General features: G+C 41.3%; 15 protein-coding genes. 5 read left to right on the top strand and 10 right to left on the bottom strand.

The window, feature by feature from the left end:
- Positions 1-641: 641 nt before the first annotated feature.
- The 5 genes from B3B27_RS08735 to B3B27_RS08715 all read right to left on the bottom strand — a co-directional run bounded on the left by B3B27_RS08735 (position 642) and on the right by B3B27_RS08715 (position 7,817).
- Positions 642-1,055 carry a hypothetical protein gene (locus B3B27_RS08735; RefSeq protein WP_238867151.1) on the bottom strand — a complete coding sequence of 138 codons (414 nt, stop codon included), beginning with the start codon at positions 1,053-1,055 and terminating at the stop codon, positions 642-644.
- A gap of 113 nt (positions 1,056-1,168) precedes the next feature.
- Positions 1,169-2,074: a 1,4-dihydroxy-2-naphthoate octaprenyltransferase gene (gene menA / locus B3B27_RS08730; RefSeq protein ID WP_286845314.1), complete on the bottom strand. Its 906-nt coding sequence runs from the start codon at positions 2,072-2,074 to the stop codon at positions 1,169-1,171.
- A gap of 17 nt (positions 2,075-2,091) precedes the next feature.
- Positions 2,092-3,573, bottom strand: coding sequence for a proline--tRNA ligase (proS, locus tag B3B27_RS08725; protein ID WP_238869493.1), 1,482 nt, complete (start codon positions 3,571-3,573; stop codon positions 2,092-2,094).
- 101 nt (positions 3,574-3,674) lie between these two features.
- Positions 3,675-5,069, bottom strand: a complete 1,395-nt coding sequence (locus B3B27_RS08720; protein ID WP_238867149.1) for an MFS transporter — start codon at positions 5,067-5,069, stop codon at positions 3,675-3,677.
- 195 nt (positions 5,070-5,264) lie between these two features.
- Positions 5,265-7,817 (bottom strand): beta-mannosidase, encoded by a 2,553-nt coding sequence (locus tag B3B27_RS08715; RefSeq protein WP_238867148.1) that lies wholly within the window; start codon positions 7,815-7,817, stop codon positions 5,265-5,267.
- Positions 7,818-7,914: 97 nt separating this feature from the next.
- Here B3B27_RS08715 and B3B27_RS08710 point away from each other — a divergent pair, with 97 nt between their 5' ends.
- The gene (locus tag B3B27_RS08710; RefSeq protein WP_286845317.1) at positions 7,915-10,116 is read left to right on the top strand and encodes a RelA/SpoT family protein; all 2,202 of its coding nucleotides are present in this window, start codon (positions 7,915-7,917) and stop codon (positions 10,114-10,116) included.
- A 75-nt stretch (positions 10,117-10,191) separates the two neighbouring features.
- On the opposite strand, the gene B3B27_RS08705 is transcribed toward B3B27_RS08710, so the two are convergent.
- The gene (locus B3B27_RS08705; protein WP_286847282.1) at positions 10,192-10,617 is read right to left on the bottom strand and encodes a 2-amino-4-hydroxy-6-hydroxymethyldihydropteridine diphosphokinase; all 426 of its coding nucleotides are present in this window, start codon (positions 10,615-10,617) and stop codon (positions 10,192-10,194) included.
- Between the two features lie 94 nt (positions 10,618-10,711).
- On the opposite strand from B3B27_RS08705, the gene B3B27_RS08700 reads away from it, so the two are divergent.
- Positions 10,712-12,097: an NfeD family protein gene (locus B3B27_RS08700; protein ID WP_238867142.1), complete on the top strand. Its 1,386-nt coding sequence runs from the start codon at positions 10,712-10,714 to the stop codon at positions 12,095-12,097.
- 154 nt (positions 12,098-12,251) lie between these two features.
- The gene (gene kdsB / locus B3B27_RS08695) at positions 12,252-13,004 is read left to right on the top strand and encodes a 3-deoxy-manno-octulosonate cytidylyltransferase (RefSeq protein ID WP_238867140.1); all 753 of its coding nucleotides are present in this window, start codon (positions 12,252-12,254) and stop codon (positions 13,002-13,004) included.
- Between the two features lie 66 nt (positions 13,005-13,070).
- Here the strand turns inward: kdsB and B3B27_RS08690 are convergent, their stop codons facing one another.
- A complete protein-coding gene (locus B3B27_RS08690; RefSeq protein ID WP_238867138.1) occupies positions 13,071-13,355 on the bottom strand; it encodes a hypothetical protein in 285 nt (94 codons plus the stop codon).
- A 196-nt stretch (positions 13,356-13,551) separates the two neighbouring features.
- On the opposite strand from B3B27_RS08690, the gene B3B27_RS08685 reads away from it, so the two are divergent.
- Complete coding sequence (locus B3B27_RS08685; protein WP_286845319.1) at positions 13,552-14,286, top strand: lysophospholipid acyltransferase family protein; 735 nt, start codon at positions 13,552-13,554, stop codon at positions 14,284-14,286.
- A 322-nt stretch (positions 14,287-14,608) separates the two neighbouring features.
- Here the strand turns inward: B3B27_RS08685 and B3B27_RS08680 are convergent, their stop codons facing one another.
- Entirely contained in the window at positions 14,609-15,598 is a 990-nt protein-coding gene (locus B3B27_RS08680; RefSeq protein WP_286845543.1) for a GNAT family N-acetyltransferase, read from the bottom strand.
- 215 nt (positions 15,599-15,813) lie between these two features.
- Here B3B27_RS08680 and galE point away from each other — a divergent pair, with 215 nt between their 5' ends.
- Positions 15,814-16,845 (top strand): UDP-glucose 4-epimerase GalE, encoded by a 1,032-nt coding sequence (gene galE / locus B3B27_RS08675; protein ID WP_238867132.1) that lies wholly within the window; start codon positions 15,814-15,816, stop codon positions 16,843-16,845.
- 67 nt (positions 16,846-16,912) lie between these two features.
- Here galE and B3B27_RS08670 read toward each other — a convergent pair whose 3' ends face one another.
- Together B3B27_RS08670 and B3B27_RS08665 are read right to left on the bottom strand one after the other, a co-directional pair.
- Entirely contained in the window at positions 16,913-17,131 is a 219-nt protein-coding gene (locus tag B3B27_RS08670) for a winged helix-turn-helix domain-containing protein (protein ID WP_238867130.1), read from the bottom strand.
- Between the two features lie 129 nt (positions 17,132-17,260).
- Positions 17,261-18,103, bottom strand: coding sequence for a phosphatidate cytidylyltransferase (locus tag B3B27_RS08665; RefSeq protein ID WP_238867129.1), 843 nt, complete (start codon positions 18,101-18,103; stop codon positions 17,261-17,263).
- Positions 18,104-18,181 lie beyond the last annotated feature (78 nt).

Genomic DNA, 18,181 nt, shown 5'->3' with positions numbered 1-18,181 from the left:
GTGTTCCTCGGGGTGGAACTTTGTCTACGATTTCCTTCAGATTCCATCTCGCGATAGACACTATTGTCTTCAGCTAATGGTGGGCGATTACAAACCCCCATAGTGGATTTCCACCACCAAGTTAAGTACTATGCACGAAGGGCATTAACAAAAGTCCCGGCCCTGAAAGTGTAACGGTGTAAAGCAGGGAGTTTATTGCTGGCGAGTTGCTCCTCGGCAGAGCTCGCTTCCCTCTCAACTCATTGGATGCAAAGATAATAGCATGAATTAAAAAATATAATTATTCTCTTTCTATTTGGATTACAAGATAGAAAACTGAATACAGACTAAAAGTTCCATTATTTACCCTAATTCTGCTGAAAACATAATATTTGTTGGTTACATCCACAAATAATTATACTTTTGAGTGCATACAGAGTTAAAATGATAAAACGAGAACTTGAGAATATTATAAAATCGAATTGTTTTTGGTTCCTATCCAGATGTAGTCAATAACCTTGGAAACGAAAGAGAAATACTAACTAACATCGTATCAAGTTATCTATTTAAAGATATATTTGATTTTCAGGATATTAGAAAACCAGAAGTGATCGAGAAACTTCTTCAGGCTCTTGCTTTGCAAGTAGGGCACGAAGTATCTTTCAACGAACTATCGCGGTTGTTAGGGATAGATCGATCATTCTTATTGCAAGGCGTGCTTTTAATTTAGTGACACCGGCAGGAGAATAGGCTTGCCCCGCATTAACGTTCCCCAGGATCGGGACAGCAGCTTCGAGCCCGCCTTGTGCCCAAGCGAAAGAGCCTGTCAAAACCCTTCTATTGCTATTTACACACTTATTGGGATACTCCCTTGAAAAGCGAATCAGATTATTCAGGGCATATACAAGTGATATGCCCTGGTTTATCAATCTTTCTAAAGTAAGATTTATTTTTGGTGCTGCGTTATTGTTTGCACTTTGTCGATTCCCCTTGTCCGTGTGATTGTCAATATTCAATCCTAGCGACAAATTGAAATCTCCGGAAATTGCACTTTCTAATGGCAACTGTCTGTCCATTAATCAACTTGGAGCAATAATTTATTATGAATAGAAAAAGCCTTATTAATAAGGCTGCTGAAAAAACGGAAGAATCAAATCCTTATATGATGTTGATTTTTTTTATTAACAGATCAGATATTTATGCACAATGAGAACATTATCGCGAGCAAAAAACCCGACAGCGATGTGTACTTGAGGTAGGGGTCGAGTGTTTGGCCGTTTTTTCGAAGTATATCTTTTAGTATTTTAAACAGGAGAATGAAAACAAACAGATATAAGTAACGATACCAGGGTAATATTTCATACATAAGGTTATAGCCGAGAAAGCAGAAAAGTGTGAAGAGAGTTAAACCGGAATGATAGGCTTTAGCACCGTTAAGTCCCAATTTCACGGCCAAGGTGATTTTTCCGGAAAATTTATCGTTTTCTATATCCCTCATATTGTTTATATTCAGAATCATAGTGCTTATAAGTCCCATGCCTGTTGCAGGTAGTAACGGCAGAATACTAAATGAGTGGGTATGAAGGAAAAAGGTACCTGCAACAGGTACGGGGCCGAAGAAGATGAAGGCGAAAAGATCGCCCCAGCCTCTGTAACCATAAGCAAATTTACCCATCGTGTAAAAAAGAGCTGCCAGAATGCTGGCTCCACCCAGGCCAATAAGTATAAGTGCAGCCTGCCGGTCGATATAGTCGAGCACACTTATCACAAGGGAAAGTCCGGTAACAACAGATATGACAGAAAATATGAAGATTGCTCTTTTCATTTCCAGGGGAGATATTTTCCCGCTCTGTATTGCCCTGGTTGGCCCCTGTCGCTTTCCGGTAACATCGGTGCCTTTCTGAAAATCGCCAAGATCGTTTGCCAGATTCGCCAGGATTTGTATAGTTACAGCTAGTATCGATGCGATGATAAATGTACGTAAACTGAAATTACCTTCGTGCCATGCCAGACCGCTCCCCAGGATAACTGTAGCCATTGCGAGAAAAAGCGTACGCAGCCTGAATGCCGATATCCAAACTTTTGCTGTTGCCATTTATTGAGGGATAACACTTAATAAGCACGTGCGAATATAACTCTCTGTGCCGAAGGTTTGCCGCTGACAATGCATTTACCGGGTGTTTTGTCACCCTCAAGCGGTATGCAGCGAATAGTTGCCTTGGTCTCATCCTTTATAAGCTCTTCGGTTTCGGGTGTCCCGTCCCAGTGGCAAAGCAGGAATCCACCTTTTTCAATCTCCTCTTTGAACTCGTCGTAAGAGTTCACCTCTCTTGTTTGTGCAGTGCGGAAATCGAGCGCTTTCTTGTATATATTATCTTGTATCTCTTCTAAAAGCGCTTTAATATGGTTCTCAATATTATCGCATGGCAGTGTCTCTTTTGTTAGAGTGTCGCGACGTGCAACCTCAATGGTATTGTTTTCTAAGTCACGTGCACCAATGGCAAGACGTACAGGTACACCCTTGAGCTCATATTCAGAGAATTTCCAGCCCGGTTTTTTGTTATCGTTATTGTCGTATTTAACGCTTATACCCAGAGCTTTTAAACGTTCAACAATACCAGCAACTTTCCTGTCAATCTGCTCCAACTGTCCTGCATTCTTGTAAATAGGCACAATCACCACCTGATAAGGTGCAAGCTTTGGGGGGAGTACAAGCCCGTTGTCGTCTGAGTGCGACATGATTAGCGCTCCCATCAGCCGGGTAGAGACACCCCATGAGGTTGCCCAAACGTAATCGCGGTTCCCGTTCTTATCGGTGAACTGCACATCGAAAGCTTTGGCAAAGTTCTGTCCCAGGAAATGGGAGGTACCTGACTGCAGTGCCTTCCCATCCTGCATTAATGCTTCTATAGTGTATGTGTCAACTGCGCCTGCGAATCGTTCAGATTCCGACTTAAAGCCTTTTACTACTGGCATGGCCATATACTTCTCTGCAAATTCGGCGTAAATATTAATCATCCTTTCCGCCTCTTCAATTGCCTCATCTTTTGTAGCATGTGCCGTATGGCCTTCCTGCCACAGGAATTCTGTTGTGCGGAGAAAGAGGCGTGTACGCATCTCCCAGCGAACCACGTTGGCCCACTGATTGATGAGAATAGGAAGATCCCGGTAGGATTGTATCCAGTTTTTATATGTGCTCCATATGATGGTTTCAGAGGTGGGGCGTACCACCAGCTCTTCTTCGAGTTTCGCTTCAGGATCTACCACAACACCATTGCCTTCAGGGTCGTTTTTCAACCTGTAGTGGGTCACAACGGCGCACTCTTTTGCGAAACCTTCCACATGATCAGCTTCACGGCTAAGAAATGATTTTGGTATAAACAATGGGAAATAGGCATTCACATGCCCGGTCTCCTTAAACATGTCGTCCAGCTGGCGCTGAATCTTCTCCCAGATGGCAAAGCCGTAAGGTTTTATTACCATACAGCCTCTTACGGCTGAGTTTTCTGCCAGTTCGGCCTTGATTACCAAATCGAGATACCACTGCGAATAATCTATGCTTTGGGGCGTGAGCTCCTTCAATTCTTTAGCCATTTCGTTAAATTTCCATTTTTTGTTTGCGGTTGCAAAGATAATAATAAAGTAGTAAGGTGTAAAAATGAAAAGGTGTAAAAATGAAAAGGTGGCATCTGTTATTACCTCCATTTCAAGTTACCGCGATTATAAGAGAAATATACGCCAGGTATTCCTATAAGCGCGAAAATAATAAACCCCCATCGCATCGCCGACATGAAAACTGTGTCGGGGACAGCTTCCACAGATAGGTCTCCAAACATCAGAGAGAAGATAAGTGTGACTATACTCATACTTATGATCTGGCCGAAAACCCTCATAGAAGCAGCTAGTCCGGATGCCTGCCCATATTGTTTCCGGTCTACTGAACTCATGATTGTGCTCATGTTGGGTGAGGAGAAAAGTGCAAAGCCAAGTCCCACCCATACGAGTATGGCAATAATTACTCCCAGCGGTGTGTCGGGACCGATGAAAGCCAGCATTGCCAGTCCCGATGAACATATGGCCATGCCGGTGGTGGCGAAATAACGCGGTTGAAATTTATCGGATAATTTTCCCATTACCGGTGAGAAGATTGCCATTACTACCGGCTGTGAAATTATTATTGCACCGGCGTCACGCGGCGATAGCCCATGCACCTTCTGGAGATAGAGGCTTAGGAAAAAAACAATAGCGAATGTTGATGTATAGTTTATCAGAGCCGATAGGCTGGAGTATGTGAAGAGCCGGTTATGTGAGAAAAGTTTTGTATCAAGAAGCGGGTATTCTGTATTGCTCTCAAATTTCCAGAAAAGGAGAAGAAGTATCACAGCCCCGCCCATTAATCCCCACCCTGCCAGGGAGGGAATCTGGGAGGATCCGTAAACGAGCGCGGTGAGCCCGGTCATAAATAGGAAAGTTCCTTTTCTGTCTGCCTTTTTAGTGGTGGCGGCTCTATTAGATTCGCTCTTGAGGAAGATGAACGAGATAAAGATAGTAATAACTCCAAGTATTACCGAGATGAGAAAGAGTGATCTCCATCCGGTGTGTAGTGTGAGTATTCCCCCGATAAGCGGTCCTAATGCAAGCCCTCCGTAAACCGATGCTACCGAGATACCGAGGACCTGTCCCCTTTTTTCAACTGGGAATGACGCCACCAGTATAGCCTGTCCGGTGGTGCTGGTAAATGCAGTGCCCACCCCCTGCAGAAAACGCCCGGCAATAAGCCAGTTCCCGCTTGGAGCCGTGTAACAGACGACTGACGCCAGCGTAAAAATCAGGACCCCCAGCTTAAATAGTTTTCCATTGTCTTTTCTGTCGCCCCATGCTCCTGCAGGCAGCATAAAAAGTGCTGTAGCCAGCATGAAGGAGGTAATTATCCAGCTCAGCTCAATGGCGTTTAGAGAGAAGTCCCTTTCAATGGTTGGAAGGGCTATATTCACCGATGATACCAGAAAGGTACCCATAAATGATGTTACAGCCACTACCAGCAGAATTGATAGACCTTCTCTTTTTTTAAGCACTTGAATTTTGTTCATCCTTGATTATAAAAAATACGCTACAGTACTTAATAATAATTGAACTTTCGCATCTGTTGCGATAACAGCCGAATCTCGCAAATGACAATGCTTAGTGACCTGTTTCATCTGACGTGTGTCGCACAAAACATATGCATGTCTTATGTTTAGCAATATATATCTGTAACTTAGATACAAGCACAAGCAAAACTTAAATTAATAAGTCTCTCTGATATGTGTTACAGTGATGGGTGTCCTATTGGCGGCTTTCAGATTGGGAGAGGTGATGATAATTGTTTTCTTCTCTCCTGGCAGCAGATCAATGAAGTTGTCGCTGTAGCGGGCTCCCTGCACGGGGATCTCCACAAAAACATCTTTCGCCAGCCCTTTGCTCGAAAGGGTAACCCTGTATTCACCATCGCTATATTGCACCTTGCTGTTCACCTTTGTTTCCGGTAGTTCCAACATATTTGGCCAATAGAAAAAATAATCTTTTGTTGAGATTTTGTTTCCATTGTTATCGGTAAGAAAAGCGTGGATAACAGTATGCGATTTTTCTGCCTCCGTAACCAGGTCAGATACGTTGAAAGTTTTTACGATGTTGCTAGAGTTGGCTTTGGCAGTCACTCTTTCTGTGATCTCCTTTTGTTTTCCTCTGGAGAAATCGATAACCTGAACAGTAAGGCGCAGATTGTTATTGTCATACAGATAATCTGACATAGTATAGTAATTCAACTTGTTATCAATGAATTTAACACCCAGGGCGAGAGGAGCGAATACATCCCTCATCCGGTAGTGTTGAGCTTTCCAATTGTCGTAGTAATCGATACTCGACCAGGAGACTACGGGCCAGTCATCGTTAATCTGCCAGTAGAGGGCACCCATGCAGTAAGGCCTGCCGCGCCGCATCGCTTCCACCGACTCCTCCATGCCGTTGCCCTGCATCACCAGGCCCACATAGACAAAATCCTCAAAATTCTTCGGCTCTTGGTAATACATATCCATGTATTTTTTTATCAGTGAGTTGCCTGTAGAAGCTTTCTGGTGTACTTTCATTACCTCACTCTCAAGCTCCCACTGATCTTCCGGAGCAAAGGAGCGAATAGTTTTCATCTCGGGGAACGACTGAAAACCGAATTCACTGGCAAAGCGCGGTAACCTGTCGGCCATAGCCTCGAATGGAAGGTTTCCGTACCATAAGCCCCAGTCGTGCACGTCACTTGCGGAAAACTTCTCAGGGTTTCCCCAGTTTGAGTCGTAGGGCGACCCGTGTATGTAGCTGCGTGTGCCATCATACTCGTCCACCAGCACGGGAAGCAGTTCCCGGAAGGTTTTGTCGTATCCCCTGAACCAGGAGTCCATTATTTCAGCAGGGTACTCCTTCTGCCAGCCCCAGTGCCGCAACCCTTCTTCCACTTCGTTGTTGCCGCACCAGAAAGCCAGTGAGGGGTGATTGCGGAGCCGTTTGATGTTATAAATGGCTTCTTCTTTCACGTTTGCCAGGAAAGCATTGTCGGAAGGGTAGGGTACACATCCGAAAATAAAATCTTGCCACACCAGGATACCTCTCTCATCGGCCTGCCGGTAGAACTCTTCATTCTCATAGATACCACCCCCCCAGACGCGGACAAAGTTCATATTGGCTCCGGTGATATGATCGAAGATCTTGTTATAGTAGTCTTTGTCCTGATTAGTAGTAAAAATTTCACCGGGTATGTAATTTGAACCTTTGGCGAAGAAAGGGATTCCGTTTACTTCGAAATAAAACGATCTTCCGTGTTCATCAGGTTCCTGTACCAAGCGGACAGATCGGAGGCCTGTCCTAACCTCTTTTTCGGCAACACACCGGTCTCCAATATTGATCTTTACAAAAAAATCATAAAGGTGCTGTTCACCCCAATTGACCGGCATCCAGAGCTTGGGGTTGTTTATGATTGTAGGAACATTAATGAGGTTTTCCCCTTTTGTGAGGCATATATCCTTGCGACCCAAGGAGAGCTGCTTACCCTCAAACGTATAGCCGTAAACAAGGGTTGCTTCTCCCCCGGTTAGAGAATTTATCTGGATCTGATGCTCGATCTCGGCTTTCTCCTTGGTGATTACGGACTGCTTCACATAGTAGTCCTCAATCTGCATATCGTTATAGAAAAGAAGAGAAACAGGCTTCCATATACCCATCTGAACAATACGGATACCCCAGTCCCACCCAAAGTGGTAGGGTGCCTTGCGATTATATACGCTCAGCTTCTCTTCCCGGTGATCGTTGCCCGCAGGGTAATCATAGCCATACGTTGCACGTGCGGGCATCATTGTTTGTACAGGAGAATAGAAACGTATATAAAGCATGTTTTTTCCCTCCTTGAGCATGTTTTTTACAGGCACTTTGTGACCTGTGAACATATTCTGCGAACGCAGAATATGTGAGCCGTTTAAAAAAATATCGGCATGGGTATCCAGCCCTTCAAAGAAGATAACCGCATCATCATATTTCATCTGTTCTGCTGAAACGGTAAAAGATTTTTTGAAATCCCAGTTTTCATCCTCTACCCACTGAATTTTGGTTTCGTTGATTCCGTAATATGGATCTGGCAAGATGTTGTGTCGCACCAGGTCATGCTGTACCGAACCGGGAACCTTTGCATCGTACCATTGGCCCTTGTTCATCTGTGAGAACTGCCATCCTTCGTTCAGTGATAGAACCTCCCTATTTTGTGCAACTAATAATGCTGGTATCCAAATGGATAGTAGAAACAATATTTTTCGTGTCATATTAAATCGATTTAAACTAAGATTTCTGATTTGCAAAGATAAGAAATATGTGGAAAATTGTAAATTTGTATTTCAGTAACGTTTCAATTCGATAAAAATGCAGGATATATCATTAATAGAACGCGAGGATTTTCTTCAGCACTATCGTAAGCTCTATACTTTTTTTAGAGAGGTATGGAGCATGGATAAAACTTCACGCCTGAAAGAGATATTGTACAGGTCTTTTGTGAAGTCGCAGGGAGAGGATGGAAGCGTTGCGATGTATGATTTACTTTCACAGATGAGAACGGCTGTGATCATCATTGATGAGATCGGTTTGAAACAATCAACTGTTTCTGCCGTGCTTCTTTTCCATCCTTTTTTAAAAAAACATATATCACCGTCAGAGACAGAGCTCTATTTTGGTGCCGATGTAGAGGCTATTCTGCGAGGGTTGAAGAAAGTTAACCAGTTCAGTGACAAGAAGAGCGCTGTTGAATCAGAGAATTATATAAAGCTGCTTCTTTCGTTTGCGGAGGATATAAGGGTTGTATTCATAATGATTGCCCGGCAGCTACAATTGATGCGCTTTGCCAAGATAGCCGATAGCCAGGAGAAGCTTGACCTGTCCGTTGAGTCCATATACCTTTATGCACCACTTGCACACAGGCTCGGCCTTTACAGTATCAAGTCTGAACTCGAGGACCTCTCTTTAAAATATACTGATCGTGAAACATATGACTATATCGCTCAAAAGCTTAATGAAACAAAGAGGTCTCGCGATAAGTATATAAAGGAGTTTATTCAGCCTGTGAAGGATCGCCTAGACAAGACCGGGCTTAAATACGATATAAAGGGTCGCACCAAATCAATTCACTCCATCAATAATAAACTTAAAAAGCAGAGAATAGAATTCGAAAGCATTTACGATCTGTTTGCTATTCGTGTGATTCTTGATTCACCTCCAGAACAGGAGAAAGCCCAGTGCTGGCAAGTCTATTCCGTAATAACTGATATGTACCAACCCAATCCCAAACGCCTGAAAGACTGGCTCTCAATACCTAAAAGCAACGGGTATGAGTCGCTGCATATTACCGTGATGGGACCCGATTCCAGATGGGTGGAAGTGCAGATCCGTACACGGCGTATGGACGACATTGCTGAGCGTGGTCTTGCAGCACACTGGAAATATAAAGGTGTAAAAGAGGAATCTACATTAGATAACTGGTTGAGTACTCTTAGGGAGTCGCTGGGTGATAACGAAACAAACCTTAGTCAGAAGCTTACAGATTTCAAACTCGATCTATACGATAAAGAGATCTTTGTCTTTACTCCCAAAGGTGATCTTTTTAAACTTCCCATGGGGGCAACAGTACTCGATTTTGCTTTTGCTATTCATACCAATCTGGGGGCTTCATGCATGTCGGGCAGGGTGAACGGTAAAAACGTTCCTATCAAGCACGTCCTTAAAAGCGGCGATCAAGTGGAGATCAACACCTCCACGCATCAGTCGCCCAAGCAGGACTGGCTTAATATTGTTGTTACCTCCAAGGCGCGTACTAAAATTCGTCAGCTTTTAAAAGAAGAGGCAGTAAAACAGGTTGATATTGCAAAAGAAACTCTTTCCCGTAGGATGAAAAACCGCAAGATAGAAGTTGATGAAGCTCATCTTATGCAGTTGATCAAAAAGCTCAGATACAAGACTGTTACCGATTTTTACGTGGATATAGCTACTGGAAAGACAGATGTGAACTGGGTTATAGACCGGTATCTTGAGTCAGAGAGCAAAGAAGCCGAAACAAAAGACACACATACTGTGGTTAGCGCGGGACTTTTTACTTTAAAACAACCCTTGCAGGAGCTAAAGAGCACTGATGAACTGATTATCGACCGGAATCTGACTGGTGTGGATTATAAACTTGCAAAATGCTGCAATCCCATATTCGGGGATGATATCTTTGGCTTTGTTTCATCCCAGGGGATAAAGATCCACAGGGTATGTTGTCCCAATGCGCACGATCTGTTTTCGAGGTTCGGTTATCGGGTGTTAAAAGCGCGCTGGTCAGGCACAACTGGCTCTTCCAGCTATACTATTGTACTAAGAATAATCGGCAACGATCAGATCAATATTGTAGCCAACCTAATGTCAATCATCTCTAAGGAAGAGGGGGTACAGATGCGCTCCATATCAATCGATTCAAACGACGGTTTGTTTCAGGGAAACATAGCAGTAATGCTTGCCAATACCTCCATGCTTGAACAGCTTATCAAAAAACTCAAAGCAGTTAAGGGTGTAAAATCTGTTACAAGACTGAATTAAGATGAAAGTGACGGAGATCAATCAGATACCTGTCACTAAAATGTGGTGTTCTGTATAGGGCTGGCGGAAGTGATATTAATCATCAGTTCCCGGCTCAGAGTCAGAAGCAGAGTCAGAGTCAGAAGGTGATAGTGTGTCAAATGTACCAATCAGTTGCTGCACATACTCTCTTTCGTAATCAAGCGGGCGGAGAATATCGTCTCCATATTTAATAAGATCGATATCGATAACCACTTTACCCAGGTATTTATCCTTTGGGGTGCGTCCTACTGCCCGTTCTGTTTGCTTTATCTTTTCAATAATCTGATCAGGTAACATCCCTGTCTCAACTTTGGCTAGAATATTACGGAAAAGATAAGAATACTTATCATCCTCCGGCTCTGTTAATATGGGGTCACTGAAAACAATATTGGGAAATTGACGGGTAAGCATTCGCTTAGCTTTATCGATATTTGTTTTGGCGAATGTGTTTGATCCTATGCTAAGTAAAATTGTAATCATACAGGTAAATTGAAATACAAATATACACATTTATAATGAAAATGTACGCATAAAAGCAAAATCTATTATCTTTGTCTAATCAAACCTGTTAAAAATGAAAAAATTACAAGTTGCATGTTTGCTGTTTATCCTGATCCTCTCTTTCAGTATTCAGGCACAGGAATCAAAGCCATTGATCTACCGGATAAATGTCAAGGAAAATATAGGGAGTAACACATGGATATATCTCCAGAACGGACTTCACAATGCAATGGAGAAAAATGCCCATGCCGTACTCCTGCATATGAACACTTATGGCGGAAGCGTTCTCGAGGCAGATTCCATGCGAACGGCAATACTCAATTTCCAAATTCCCGTGTATGTGTTTATAGATAATAATGCAGCGTCAGCCGGTGCTCTTATTTCGATAGCCTGTGACAGTATCTTCATGCGCAGCAGCGCGTCAATTGGTGCGGCAACTGTCGTTGACGGAGCTACCGGAGCCCAGTCTCCCGATAAATACCAGTCGTATATGAGAGGTATTATACGTGCTACTGCAGAGAGTCACGGCAAAACAGTGATAGTGCAAAATGGTGATACCATTACAAAATGGAAGCGCGACCCGGCTATAGCTGAGGCAATGGTTGATGAAAGAACAGTAATACCGGGTTATGACGATTCTACAAGAGTACTTACTTTAACTGCTAATCAGGCTGTTGAGCTGGGATATTGTGACGGTATTGCAGAGAATGTTCATGAACTGGTTGTCACATATTTGGGTTATAACGACTATACGTTCGAAACCTACAATCCCTCTTTCTATGATAAGATAAAAGGTTTTCTTACCAATGGGCTGGTACAAGCTTTTTTGATCATGTTTATTATAGGAGGTATCTATTTTGAACTGCAGTCACCCGGTGTAGGATTTCCATCTGCAATGGCTATTACGGCGGCACTACTCTACTTTACCCCGTTGTATCTCACAGGATATGCCCAGAATTGGGAAGTGCTACTTTTTGTACTGGGACTAATATTCATTGTTTTTGAGATATTTGTCATTCCCGGCTTTGGTGTCACCGGAATACTGGGAATTCTGTTTGTTATATCTGCATTAGTGCTGGCCCTTATAGGAAATGTACGGTTCAATTTTGAAGGGCTCCCTGCCACAGAGATGTTTAGGGCGGTGATGACAGTGCTTGGAGGAATGGGGTTGAGTGTTGTCCTTATTATCTATCTGTCGGGTAGGATTGGGAAGCCCGGATTTCTTAACTTTGCAGCATTGCATGCAGATCAGGAGGGTTTTGTATCGGTACCCATGGAGCCGTTGGCCATGGTAGGTAAAACAGGGGTGGCGGCAACTGTTTTACGGCCATCGGGACGGGTGTACGTAGAAGGAGAGTATTACGATGCTATCTCACTGAAGGGGTTTGTTGATAAAGACGAGGAGGTTGTTGTTAAACGTTATGAGAATTCTCAGTTATATGTTGTACGGAAAATTTGAGATTTAAAACAATAAGCCCGTTAAAAATATCTGAAATCAGACTTTATAAATGTTTAACTGACTGGTAGTCAAAAATTGCTTTATGGAACAATTACTTTTTTGAAGTTGATTTAATTAGGTTATAATAACAGTAGGAATAATATTTATTTGGAAAATGAAAGTTGTAGCAATTATACCGGCGCGGTATGCATCTTCGCGCTTTCCAGGGAAACCGCTTGCCGACATGGATGGCAAACCCATGATCAGACGTGTGTATGAACAGGTGAGAAAAGTGGTTAACGATGTGTATGTAGCCACTGATGAAATCCGTATTTTTGATGCTGTAAAAAATTTTGGAGGTAATGCTCTGATGACATCCGAAAAGCACAGAAGCGGCACCGACCGTTGTTGTGAAGCGGTAAATGCTACAGGGTTGCATTTCGATGTAGTCCTTAATATTCAAGGAGATGAGCCCTTTATCCATCCATCGCAAATAGAATTGCTGATAGGTTGTTTCTCAGACCCTGATGTGCAAATTGCAACTTTGGTGAAATCTTTTTCAGTGGAGGATGGTTTTGAAGCATTGTTTAATCCATCATCACCCAAAGTTGTAGTCAATAAAAATAGCGAAGCTATCTATTTCAGCCGTTCTGTAATTCCCTATATCCGGGATGCGGATTATGGCGAATGGTTAAAGAAACATCTTTTCTACAAACATATTGGCATATACGGTTATAGAACAGATATACTGGTGGAGATTACGAAGCTGCTACCATCTGCTCTGGAAAAGGCAGAGTCCCTGGAACAGCTTCGATGGATTGAAAATGGATATCGTATAAAGGTGGCAGTGACTGAGCATGAGACAATAGGCATCGATACACCTGAAGATATGCAAAGAGCGTTGGAATATTTGAGACGGTCAAGGTAAAAACAATAAACCCTGAGAAATTAATCTCAGGGTTTATTGTTTACTAAAAAATACACCTTGTTTTTATTAATTGTATGCAGCAATTTCCTTTTCTGAGTAGGCTCTGCGTTTTGCAAAGAAGAAAATGATAAATGGCACTACTAACAGAACAATTGCCCAGAGGATATTGCTGAAGAGGGACCCTCTTTTCATATTGTTCACATAAATATAGCCCAGCATTCCTTCAATAACCAATACCAATCCAATTATCAGATTGGAGTTATTGGTTGTTCCCATTAAAAAAGGTACTATTAAAAAAGCAACGCCAATGAGCATTACTATTACCCCGATGTATTTTGCTAACTCTTTCATGTGTGTATAATAATTATGTTTTTGATTTCGTAACGCAAATAAACACAAAATTCAACAAACGAGGAAATTATTTTGCATAAAAATTTACTTTAATCACAAAAATGACCGGGCTGAGCAAATAACTATTCTTTTTTGTCCTGACAATATGCGAAAATGTTTATTTTTGTAATCGGGAACAGAAAAGAATATAAAAGTTGTGAAAGAGATACTGCGTTTTTTATATCAATGGATTATTTTCGTGCCGGTATTCATTTTGTTTACTCTTCTAACGGCACTGATCGTTATAACTATGGCTCCCATTTTCGGGAGCAGGTTCTGGGGGTATTTCCCCCCGAAATGGTGGTCGAAGCTTACCTGCCGTCTTGCTTTATGCCGCATTAAAACGAAAGGGTATGAAAATCTCGATCCGCAACAATCCTATGTGTTTATTGCCAATCATCAGGGAGCTTTTGATATTTTTCTGGTTTATGGCTTTTTAAATCAGAATATCAAATGGGTACAAAAACAAAGTTTGCGAAACATCCCCTTTGTGGGATTTGCATCTAAAAAAGCAGGACATGTTTTTGTTGATAACTCAACGCTTGCCTCTAGAAAAGCTACAATTGAAAAAGCTAAAGAACAAATTGCCGATGGTTCATCAATGGTCATCTTTCCCGAGGGGGCACGTACCGTAACAGGTAAAATGGGGCGCTTCAAAAAGGGTGCTTACCATATTGCATATGATATGAAGCTGCCGATTGTTCCGTTAACTATCAATGGCTCGTATGAAGTTCTGGTAAGAAACTCTTTGCGGTTAAAGCTGTGTAAGAAAATGGAACTTATAATCCATGAACCTATACCTACCGAAAACCTTTCTGAAGCAGACATTCCACAATTGATTGAACGTACAAAAGAGACTATCCATAAGTCATTGTGGGAAAAATATAAATAACAGGAGATAATTTAGTTTGATTTAAAAGGCAAACAAGCTGGTATAAATCTTAGTACAAATGCGAGCAATCAGGTATAAACCTATATAAAAAAGGAATGGTTGTCTCACGACAACCAATCTTCATTGTTAACCTTAAATCTAATACCATGAAAAACACGTAGCAAAATTACACTTTCCTTTTCTTTTTTCCAAATGTTTTGATGAGAAATATCAGTCATTTAAACATATTTAGTATTTGTTTGTCGATAATTGTCAGAGTCCGTGAATTGTTTATTTTTGTTTGCATATTTTGATGAATTGTATTTCTATCCCAATTTTAATTTTAATCGTATATTCGGTTTGCAAAGAAGTTTAGTAGTCCCCAATTGAACCTGTACCAGCGTCTTGTAGCTCTTTGTTTTCCGCCAAACTGGAGCAGGAAACGTGATCTTCCGGCATTTTTATTTAAAAAAACCACATCCATAAAATCAAAATATCTGAATCCGTTCTCTTCCGCCATTTTCATAGCTGAATATATTGTGAATATTGTAGGATATAGCATTTTGTATCTTTTCGTTTTCCCCCAATAGTAGAGGCAGTACACAGTATTGTTTTTTTCGAATCCCAAAATGGCTCCTCCTATTATTTTGCCTTGATAACGAGTAATCATTATTTTACCTTTCCCTGTCTTAATGTAATAATGGAAAAAGTTTTCAAAATATTTATATGGAGGGAAGCGTCTCGATATTTTTTTGTTATTGGTATTCTGAATTAGATTGTATATCTCGCGTAAGTTCTCTTCAGAAGTAAACTCTTCCATCACCACGCCCTTTCTTATAGCTTTATTTACCTGATTTTTTCTCGATGGTGAGAGCTGATCCCATATTTTTCTTTTACGTTGTAAAGAGTTCCTTATGTTAATCCACTTCACCGAGTAGAAATGGTTATCTCTAAAGCCCTTATATCCGAAAATAGCGTTACCCAGATTTTCGTATCGGATCAGAAAAACCTTCTTTCGCACCTCCTTTACAAGTTGTGTTATTAGTAACTCGAATATCTCTATTTGGGGAAGTCCTTCTTCAAAGAAATCGGGTTGTTGGGAGATAAAGCACCGCTTGAATAAAGAACCTCTGAAGAAGTGGTTTATGCGCATAATAAATGCAAACATTGCAGCCACAGGCCTCTCTTTTTCAAAAGCAACAAGCATGAAAGGGGTGTAAGTAGGGGAATTTCCATACCAGTCGAATGATGCAGAAAAGTGAAAAAAATTGCGCTCCTCCAGTGGAGGGAGATCATCCTTTTTATAGTATGTTTTTACATTGTATTTTGTCATGAGAAAAAAGACATGTCAATTCCACACATATTAATTATAACAAAAATAATAAAAAAAATCGATACACAATGGTTTTTCATAAGTTATTAAAGCCTTGAGCTATCTGGAAATAAATAGATCCTGGCAATATTTTATCATAAAAAAGCCGGACTGATAGTTTTTTATTTCGTATTTTTGTATTCAGCAGATATTAACACAAAAACTTTTATATTTTTATGTCAAAAAGAATTCTTGTGACGGGGGGAACCGGATATATCGGGTCTCACACAGTGGTAGAGTTGCAACAAGCCGGTTACGAAGTGATTATTATTGATAATCTGTCAAATTCCAATGCCGATGTTCTTGAAGGTATAACGCGAATTACCGGCAAACGCCCTATTTTCGATAAACTAGACTGTACTGATTTTGAGGCGATGAAGTCTTTGTTTAAGAAATATTCCTTCGACGGAATCATTCATTTTGCAGCCAGCAAGGCCGTAGGCGAGTCGGTACAAAAACCGCTCATGTATTATCGCAACAACCTGGTTTCTTTGATCAATCTGTTGGAGTTAATGCCACAATACAACGTCAAGGGAATAGTTTTCTCTTCATCCTGTACTGTTTATGGAGAGCCCGATATAAATCCGATCGACGAAAATGCACCTATTAAACCTGCAGCATCACCCTATGGAAATACAAAACAGATAAACGAGGAGATTATACAGGATTTTGTTCATTCTGGTGCACCCATTAAAAGCATAATCCTTCGTTACTTCAATCCCATAGGTTCTCACCCCTCTGCAGAAATTGGAGAGTTGCCGCTTGGCGTTCCTCAGAATCTGGTTCCTTATATAACTCAGACAGGTATTGGCATCAGGCAGCAGTTAAGTGTCTTTGGTGATGATTATAATACTCCCGATGGAACCTGTATACGTGACTTTATAAATGTGGTTGATCTTGCAAAAGCCCATGTGATTGCTATTGAAAGGATGCTCGAAGATAAATCTGCAGAAAAAGTGGAGATCTTTAATCTGGGAACAGGTAACGGATTGTCAGTGCTGGAGCTGATTCATGTATTTGAAAAAGTATCCGGTGAAGCTTTGAACTACAAGGTTGTAGGACGCCGTGAGGGAGATATTGAACAAATCTGGGCTCAACCCGATAAGGCAAACAATGTGTTGGGATGGAAAGCCAGGGAGACAATTGAAGATACAATGGCATCAGCCTGGAAGTGGCAGCTGAGGTTGCGAGAAAAAGGGGTGATGTGAAACTGATAGTCCCTAAAAAGTCTGAATGGTTAATTTCAGACTTTTTTTATCTATGCCGAAAGAATGGTCAGAAGTAATACTCTATCACCAAATAGTAATCTTCATTTCCGCCTGGGGATTTCTCTATCTCAATCTTATTTTCTCTGGCTAACCAGCCTATAGCGGTATATATTTCCTTTTCAGACAGCCCTGACGCTTCGCATAACTGTGATACATTCCACTTCTGGCTGTTATTCAGGAGATTCCAGATTATCCTTGCGTTCGTTCCAATTATTTTTTTGTTCATCGTCCTACCTCTTTAAAAGATGAAAGAGCTGTACTGTAAAATTCTAAACAGAAAACCGATAATTTGCTCTATGATATCATAAAAACATTTGTAATAAGGATTTTGTTCTTAAATTGATACTGAAAGTGTCTAAAAAGAGAGGAAGATTATCAGATAAAGGTATACAGCAGGTACTGCTACAATAAGGCTGTCTATCCTGTCAAGAATGCCTCCGTGTCCCGGGATAAGTTGTCCGGCGTCTTTTACTGCACATGTACGTTTTATGAGCGACTCAAATAGATCGCCAAGAGTGCCTGACAGGGATACAACAAAGGCAAAACCCATCCAGAAGAAGGTCGAGAATTCTGTATATACGCGGGCATATATAATTGATGCCAGGAGCGTAAAAAGTATACCGGCGATAAAACCTTCGACCGACTTTTTGGGAGAGATATGTTCTATTAGTTTGTGTTTTCCGATTATAGATCCAATAAAGTATGCTGCAGTATCGTTTACCCATAGAAAAACAAACAATGCAAGTATGGGAACCCAATCGTATCCGCCCCCAGTAAGTTCTGCATGATACGAATAGGAGATAAACATAAGCAGGCTCAGAGGCATTGTTATATATACCTGTCCAAAGACAGAGTAGATGATCCCATGAAGAATATCGTGCCTGCGTATGAATACAGAGGATGCTATAAGAACAAGCATATATAGCATTATCATCACAGGAAGTGCATAGTTGTTTATATTTTCCTGATAAAGGAAGACTGCTACGAATATAAGCAATCCCATCACAATATTGAATATTTTACTTATAGCATGAGAAGTGTCTTTTTCTACCATCCGGTAAAACTCAAATAAACCAGTTCCTAAAATGGCTCCGAAGATGGCTAAAAATGAAAACCTTCCCCCCAATATACCCAAAAGCACGACCAGTATATAGATTATCCCGGCCACTGCACGTGTAATTAAGTTTTTTAAGTTCAAATTCAAAATAGTTTTTAAACATGCAAAGATACGGTTTATTTACGGAAAAGTTAAATTCCCAATCTAAAAAGTTCTTTC

This window comes from Proteiniphilum sp. UBA5463 (assembly GCF_002427225.1).
GTDB lineage: Bacteria > Bacteroidota > Bacteroidia > Bacteroidales > Dysgonomonadaceae > Proteiniphilum > Proteiniphilum propionicum.
The sequence above is the reverse complement of the archived record's forward strand: the minus strand, read 5'-3'. Positions and strand labels throughout refer to the sequence as shown.

Excerpts from the sequence above, each read along its gene's own strand:
- galE (WP_238867132.1), top strand. The coding sequence starts at position 15,814 with ATGTCAAAAAGAATTCTTGTGACGGGGGGAACCGGATATATCGGGTCT.
- proS (WP_238869493.1), bottom strand. The coding sequence starts at position 3,573 with ATGGCTAAAGAATTGAAGGAGCTCACGCCCCAAAGCATAGATTATTCG.
- menA (WP_286845314.1), bottom strand. The coding sequence starts at position 2,074 with ATGGCAACAGCAAAAGTTTGGATATCGGCATTCAGGCTGCGTACGCTT.
- B3B27_RS08705 (WP_286847282.1), bottom strand. The coding sequence starts at position 10,617 with ATGATTACAATTTTACTTAGCATAGGATCAAACACATTCGCCAAAACA.
- kdsB (WP_238867140.1), top strand. The coding sequence starts at position 12,252 with ATGAAAGTTGTAGCAATTATACCGGCGCGGTATGCATCTTCGCGCTTT.
- B3B27_RS08710 (WP_286845317.1), top strand. The coding sequence starts at position 7,915 with ATGCAGGATATATCATTAATAGAACGCGAGGATTTTCTTCAGCACTAT.
- B3B27_RS08735 (WP_238867151.1), bottom strand. The coding sequence starts at position 1,055 with ATGGACAGACAGTTGCCATTAGAAAGTGCAATTTCCGGAGATTTCAAT.
- B3B27_RS08670 (WP_238867130.1), bottom strand. The coding sequence starts at position 17,131 with ATGAACAAAAAAATAATTGGAACGAACGCAAGGATAATCTGGAATCTC.
- B3B27_RS08715 (WP_238867148.1), bottom strand. The coding sequence starts at position 7,817 with ATGACACGAAAAATATTGTTTCTACTATCCATTTGGATACCAGCATTA.
- B3B27_RS08720 (WP_238867149.1), bottom strand. The coding sequence starts at position 5,069 with ATGAACAAAATTCAAGTGCTTAAAAAAAGAGAAGGTCTATCAATTCTG.
- B3B27_RS08690 (WP_238867138.1), bottom strand. The coding sequence starts at position 13,355 with ATGAAAGAGTTAGCAAAATACATCGGGGTAATAGTAATGCTCATTGGC.
- B3B27_RS08700 (WP_238867142.1), top strand. The coding sequence starts at position 10,712 with ATGAAAAAATTACAAGTTGCATGTTTGCTGTTTATCCTGATCCTCTCT.
- B3B27_RS08680 (WP_286845543.1), bottom strand. The coding sequence starts at position 15,598 with ATGACAAAATACAATGTAAAAACATACTATAAAAAGGATGATCTCCCT.